This window comes from uncultured Algibacter sp. (assembly GCF_947495675.1).
Lineage (GTDB): Bacteria > Bacteroidota > Bacteroidia > Flavobacteriales > Flavobacteriaceae > Algibacter_B.
Window position 1 is genome coordinate 1 of record NZ_CANLZX010000036.1, and the last position, 7,395, is coordinate 7,395.

Consider the following 7,395-nt stretch of genomic DNA (forward strand, 5'->3'; position numbering starts at 1 on the left):
CATTTTCAGTAATTACAGGCGTAATGTCGTTACCACATACATCGGTTACATCTGGAGTTGGAGGTTGTATAGCATCTTCTAAACACTCTACTGTAGAACTAGCATTTGCAGGCACCACAGGTAATGTTGTTATATCAATAGTATATACAAAATTCCATTCAGCAATATTTCCAGCACAATCTGTAAATGTATATGTATAAGTTCTAGTTCCTTCACATGTAAATGGATCAGGAGATTCTGTAATAACTGGACTTGAAGCAGTTAAAATATTACCACAAATATCAGTTACTGTAGGTAAAACAATACCTGAACTTGCAGCTTCATCTCTACAGTTTACAGTTGCAGCACCATCGGCATCAGAAATAGTGAAAATAGGCATATCAATAGTATAAACAAAATCCCATTCAACAGTATTACCAGCACAATCGGTAAAGGTATAAGTGTAAGTTCTAGTTCCTTCACAAGTTAATGGGTCAGGGTTTTCAGTAATAACTGCAGGAGAAGGTGTCAAAGTATTTCCACATGCATCTGTTACTGTTGGTATTGAAAAAGTTTCAGTAGCATTAGAAATACAATTAACAGTTTGTGCCCCATCTGAAGGTAATACAATGGCTGTAGTATTGATAACAGTTATAGTTTGAACATAATCACTTATTGTATCACCACAAGCATCAGTAAAATTCCATGTATTAGTATAAGTACCAAGACCTGAGCATGTATTATCTGGAACAAAAGCACCAGTAGTTTTTATTGGAGTAATTGTACATTTATCTGCAGACGGACTAAGGCTTTGAGCATCATTTAAACTAGTAGCGTCATTACATTGTACTGTTCTATCTAAAGATCCAGCTGAAGTTTGCCAATTAATAGTTGGTTTATTTACTTCAATAATTACAGGGTCTTCAATACTAATACCACAAGGATCGGTTGTGGCAGAGCTTAAAGTAGATTGTTGTTGTGTATTTATAGCTCCATTATAAGTAGCTTCAAATTGTACTTCAAATTCAAGTGTACAATCTGTTTCTAAAAAATAACATTCATCTTTAATTTGTAAGTCAAAATCTACATTAAAAGGAGAACTTCCAACTGTAACTAAGCTATCATCAACAAAAAATTCTAATAAATTTGTAGTTGTATTGTATTGGTAAGTTACGCCAGTAGGTAATGAGGGGTCGGTAGAAGGGGTAGCTGCTGCGGGTAATGTCGAAATTATTTGTGGTGGTAAAGTTTCAAATATTCTTAAGTTTTGTGCATTATCATTTCCTTTATTTTCAACGTTAAATTCTGCACCAATTATAGTACTTGGGTTTTGAGGAGTACCTGGTGTATCAAGTGTAACATTGATAGGGCCTAACTCTGGTTTCCAAATATCAATTGCAAGACCAACTAGAAAAACTCCATAGGTGTCTGAACCAGTTGTTATTCTAAATTTCGCAGAGTTTTGGTTATTACCTATAACAGTATTAAGAGGGTTATCTAATTCGAAAACAGCAGCATCAAATCCTAGTGTATTTGTACTTTGTGGTGTTCTATCTAAAAAGTCACCATTTCCAACTGTAATTCTACTATTAAAAAAATTATTATTAGGCCTAACTGTTGGTACAGATAAATCGGTAAATCCTGAAGTTGTATTCTGAATTTGAAATCGATCTTGGTTATAACGTCTATCTCCCTCTAACGCTCCAACTACTATTTTAGCATTAACATCGCCAGTAGGTAATGTTTGAAAACCAGTAAAATCTATATCTTCTGGTGTTCCTCCTGAAACTAAATGGGCATACCCATCATAAATATTAATATTTTTAGCTTGTAAATCTGGACTTTCATAAACAAAAACGATTTGCCAACCTCCAGAAACTCCTGTAGGGAATCCTGTTGGATCTGAGTGTTCAGTTAAGTTTCCAATTTTACCTTCTACATTGGCAACTTGATAAGTACCATATGGGCCGCCAGTTAATGCGTTTACTTCTGTTGTTATATCTTTGACACATATATAAGGATCGTTACTGAAATGGAAATCTCTTCCTCTATAAATAATATCATCGGCATCATAATCTACATAGCTAACTTGACCCGGTAACATCAATTTTATATCATCAAAATCCCAATTTGGTTGATTCTCAGAATTAGGGTCATTAAGATCAGGTTCTTGATCTGAAGCTGCCCAATACAATAATACTTTTTTTATAGTTAAACAATTAGGATCTACTGTAGGAGCAGGGTTTGTAAAATTAGCACTACTTGAATTAAAGGTATCATCAATACTATTATTATCTGCATCAACAAAACCATCAATATCAACATAAACAAGATTTCCTAAAAAATCATTGTTACTTGTACCATTATAATTATTAGTTGGATGTGCTGATACCATATTATTTGCAATAATAGTAATATCACCATTTACATCTTCGCTATAACGTGCAGAAAAAGGTTGTTGTAATTGAGCATGTGAAAATGCACTAATTAAAAGAATGGCAACCAAAATAAATTTATGGTATTTTGAGAGTTTGGTATACGTATTCATATGCTTATAAGTTGTTAACTATTTGTTGTAATAAGTTTTTTAAAAATCTCAATGACCAGTTAAATTAGGATGAGGAATGAATGTGTTAATTTTAACAGATTCTTTATTATTACTATTGTGTATTTCTGCTATAATTTTACAAAGATTCATTGAGCCTAACCTTGCATTAGGATGAAAAGTTATTTTAACTTTAAATTTGATTGTCTCGTTACTAGGTATAGTAATTAAGTTTAATGGCTTATTTAAGTCTTTATTTAAAATTTCTACAATAAGATTTTGATTACTTTTGTTAATACCACCATTTGTATCTTCAACAACATTAGATAAATTAATAGTTAATTCTTTATTCGAATTATTTTGTAAAGATAAAATATGATAACGTGGTTTTTCTGAATCTAATTCAAGACTATATTTAATTACCTTTAATTGGAATACATTATTGTTTTGAGCCTGAACTATTAATGAAAAGCTACATAATATAAAAAAAACACAAAGTTTTAAAGTCGGTTTATTTTTCATAATTTTTGTAAAGTTATTTATTCATACAAATGAAAATCATTAGAACAATAGATATGTTTAATTACTATTGTAACTTGTTAATAAATAATATTTAATAAAAATTTTGAGGGAAAAATGAGAGGGAAGTACATTATAATTAAATAATGCCTTTATTATTTTTGAAATTAGATTCGGGGTCATAATTTTAAATTTAAAGTAGGTACTACAAAAAAACGTATATGTTATTAGTTGGTCAAATATACATGGTAAATCACTTATAAATTCGATTAAAGGCTAAAATAAGCATTTTATCGACGTAATTAGTATTTTATCGATATTATTTATGTTTAGTTTTTACTAACCCCTTGTTAATTAGTGGTTTGAATAATTTTTAATAAATTAAATTATTCTTTTACTATGTAAAAATAAGATCTTCTATTAATTTGATGTTCTTCAGAAGTACATTTTACTCCATTAGAACATGAATTTAATAATTGGCTTTCACCATATCCTAAAGCGCTTTCAATTCTTGCTTTAGCAATACCTCTTGACAAAATATAATCTCTAGTAGATTTTGCTCTTTTATCTGATAATCTCATATTATAATTATCTCTTCCTCTACTATCAGTATGAGATTCTATTTTAATTACCATTGTTGGGTAATTTCGTAATACATCAACAATATTTTCTAATTCATACTTAGCATCTGTTCTAATAGTCCATTTATCAAAATCAAAAAAGATGGGCTTAATAACTATTTGATTTCCTTTTATTAATGATTCTAAAAACAAATCCCGTTCTGTAACATTACCATTTTTATTATCAGTTTTAATTTGTATTTGATTTACAGAAAAATCTAATAATTCACTTTGTATGGTATATTTTTTATCACATTTAACATCAAACTCATATTTACCATTTTCTACTGTAATAATTTCATCAACAATTTTTCCAATTTCATCTATCAGATTTACTTTTACTTTACTTAAAGGTTGGTTATCATTACTATTTCTAACAATACCTCGAATAGTTTGTGAGCAAACTTTAGAGTAAACGGTGTAGATATCATCATTACCTTTTCCGCCAGGTCTATTTGATGATAAAAAACTTCTATTATTTATATTTTCAGAGGAGTCTATATAATAAGCAAAATCGTCATATCCACTATTATATGGAGCTCCTAAATTTTTTGGTTCTGATATACTATCTTTTAAAATATTAGATTTAAAAATATCTAATAAACCAAGATTTAATCTGCCGTCTGAAGAAAAGTATAAGGTACTATCCTTACTAACAAAAGGAAACATTTCGCGTCCTTCAGTATTAATTTTTGGACCTAAATTTTTAGGTTCACTATATTTATTATTATCTAATATATCAACTTCATAAATATCAGTTTGACCAATTCCACCTTTTCTATCTGATACAAAAAATAGTTTTTTATTATCAGGACTTAAAGTAGGATGACCTGTTGAATACACTTCATCATTTATTGATAATTCTTTAATATTTTCCCAACTACCGTCAATAAGTGTTGCTTTGTAAATTTTTAAGTGAGTAGTTCCTTTTTTATCAAAATTTAATTTATTTTTTTTTGTAACATTATCTCTAGTAAAATACATGGTTTTACCATCATTAGTAATAGCAACGGTTGCTTCGTGATAATTTGAGTTAATTTTTGATGATTTTAATAATGCAATATCACCAAACTCTAAGTCACAATTGTCTTCTTTTATAGATACCTGAAATAAATCTAAGAAGGGTTCTTTATTCCATCCATATTCATTATTGTTAACAATTCCTCTTGCAGAAGCAAAAACTAATTCATTATTTTTAATTAGAGAACCAAAATCTGAAAATTTTGAATTGATAGGTAAGTTCTCAATGGTAATAGATAAAGAATCATTTGCTGCGTTTAAAGATTCATATTTTAAAAGGTTATTTGCATCATAATCTTTTAATCTACTATCATCATTTTGAATTTCAATAAATTTTTTAGTCCAAATATCAGCTTCTGAATAATTTCCTATACTTTTTAAAGATTGTATATATTTAAATAAGTGTTCTGAATCAATTTTATATTTTTCTGCCGCTTTTTGGTACCAAAAAACTGCTTTTTCAGAATTAGAATTATTATAATAACAATCGCCTAAACGTGTTAAAACATGCTCACTATTGTCTCCGTCATCAAAGGCTTTCTTATATAATTCAGTAGCTTTTACATAACCATAATTACTAAAAAATTTATCTGCCAATTTTGACTGAGCAAATGAAGTTCCTATGGTAAAAACTAAAATAAATATTAAATAATTTGTTTTCATATTTTGTATTTTAAAAGAACCTTGGTGATTTAATTCGTTTACTTTTAAATATTTCATACATCAACAATACTTCGTGTGTACCACTTGTATATGCTCTTATTTCAGATATTGGATACTCATAAGCATAACCTATGCGTAGTTGTTTAGTTACTTGAAAATCTGCAATTCCGCCTATAGCTGCAGCAGACTCGTTTATTCTATAAGATGCACCAAGCCAAAATGTTTCATTAAACAAAAAGTTTCCAGTAATATCAAAAGATAGGGGAGCACCATTAGTTGCTTTTAATAACATAGCTGGTTTAAATTTAGTTGTTTCACTTAAATCAAAAACATAACCAGCTGTAAAATAATAACTAACACGTTCTAGTGCCACATAATCAATGCCATCTCCACTTGTATTAATATAATCGTTATTTAAAATTCTAGGGGCAGAAAGACCAACATACCAACGGTTAGAATGCAGATAGGCCCCAACACCCATGTTTGGAGTCCATCTATTAGAAAAACCAATAAAGAAAGGATCGTTAACTTCATCTAAAAATGACTGATCAATACTATATTGAGTAAAACCACCTTTTACACCAAATGCTAATTTAGATTTTTTACCTATTGGAATAGTATATGAGAAGTCTCCGTATAAATATGTGAAGTTTTCATATCCTAGTTCATCATTAATAAATGAAAAACCAATACCAACTCTATCATTTCGCAATGGGCTATGTATAGAAATAGTCTGTGTTGTTGGACCTCCTTCCAAACCAAGCCATTGACTTCTATGTAAACCAACTATACTCAATGTTTCTCTACTACCTGCATAAGCTGGGTTAATAGAAATTGTATTATACATGTATTGAGTAAATTGTGGTAGTTGTTGAGCAACACCTAACCAACAATTTGCTAATAAAAATATAATTATGTTAAACTTTATTGACTTCATAGTTTTTTAGATTTATTTTGAACCAACGTAAAATGCTCTAGCGAAGGGTTCTAAACCACTATTTTTTAAATTAATGATATAATAATATGTTCCGTTTGGAACTTTTTCGGCTGATCCTACCGATGAATTATGGGCAAATCCATTCCAATTATTTTGGTAATTTGAATTGTCATAAATTTTTGCACCCCAGCGATTAAATATTTGTAATTCAACTACGAAACCACAAGTTTCAACCCCCGTAATAGTAAAGAAATCATTAATATTATCTCCGTTTGGAGTAACTATTTTTGATATAACTACATCTTCTCGTCCACAAGGTAAAACGATACATTCATCATGAATTTCTAAATTTACTTGAATAGTGTTTAAGCATCCATTATTAGCTATTGTATAACTGAATTTGTAGATACCTAAATCTACATCTTTAGGATCGAATATATTATCATCTAATGATGCAGTACCTTCTTCTAAAATCCAGTTTCCACCTGTTTCATTATCTTGTAAATAATCATTCAAATCGATAGTTCCATTATCTGAACAAGCTCTATCATCTATAGTATTTATTAAGTCATTTAAAGTGACTGATATTATTTGAGAGTAAACTTGCCCATTACTACATTCGTCTGTAACTGTCCATGTTCTTATAATTCTATAATCAGAAGGGTTGTTTCCATCAAAAGTATTTGTTTCTTCAAAAACAACATCTACATTTGAAGAGCAATTATCTATAAATTCTACATTAGGTACTTCTGGTATATTTTCACAATTTACAATTATAGAAGATTCAATATCAGTTGTTGGTTCAGGAGCTTTTGTATCTTGTACTGTAATTGTTTGTATATGAGTTGTGATTAAACCATTTTCATCAGTTGCAACCCATTTACGTTCTAAAGAATAATTAGAGATGCATGAACCATCCGTTCTTGTTTCTGTAAAAACTACATTTACTTCTCCACAATTGTCTGTTGCAGTTAATGTTACTGCTTCAGGTACATTATCACATTCATAAGTTTCATCTACAGGTAAGGTTTCATTAAACGTTGGGTCGATATTATCAATAACGGTTACTAGTTGCTCACATGTAGCGGTTAATCCAGAACCATCGGTTACTG

4 protein-coding genes and 1 pseudogene are annotated in these 7,395 nt (G+C 29.5%); all 5 read right to left on the reverse strand.

Annotated elements, in window-relative coordinates; all coding sequences use genetic code 11:
* A pseudogene (locus Q0842_RS15850) lies at positions 1 to 2,527 on the reverse strand (hypothetical protein); the annotation flags it as partial.
* A gap of 48 nt (positions 2,528 to 2,575) precedes the next feature.
* Complete coding sequence (locus Q0842_RS15855; RefSeq protein WP_298500446.1) at positions 2,576 to 3,046, reverse strand: hypothetical protein; 471 nt, start codon at positions 3,044 to 3,046, stop codon at positions 2,576 to 2,578.
* A gap of 383 nt (positions 3,047 to 3,429) precedes the next feature.
* Entirely contained in the window at positions 3,430 to 5,346 is a 1,917-nt protein-coding gene (locus Q0842_RS15860; RefSeq protein WP_298500448.1) for an OmpA family protein, read from the reverse strand.
* A gap of 10 nt (positions 5,347 to 5,356) precedes the next feature.
* Positions 5,357 to 6,283, reverse strand: a complete 927-nt coding sequence (locus Q0842_RS15865; protein ID WP_298500450.1) for a type IX secretion system membrane protein PorP/SprF — start codon at positions 6,281 to 6,283, stop codon at positions 5,357 to 5,359.
* A gap of 12 nt (positions 6,284 to 6,295) precedes the next feature.
* The coding region (locus Q0842_RS15870; RefSeq protein WP_298500452.1) for a gliding motility-associated C-terminal domain-containing protein at positions 6,296 to 7,395 on the reverse strand (1,100 nt) is incomplete at its 5' end.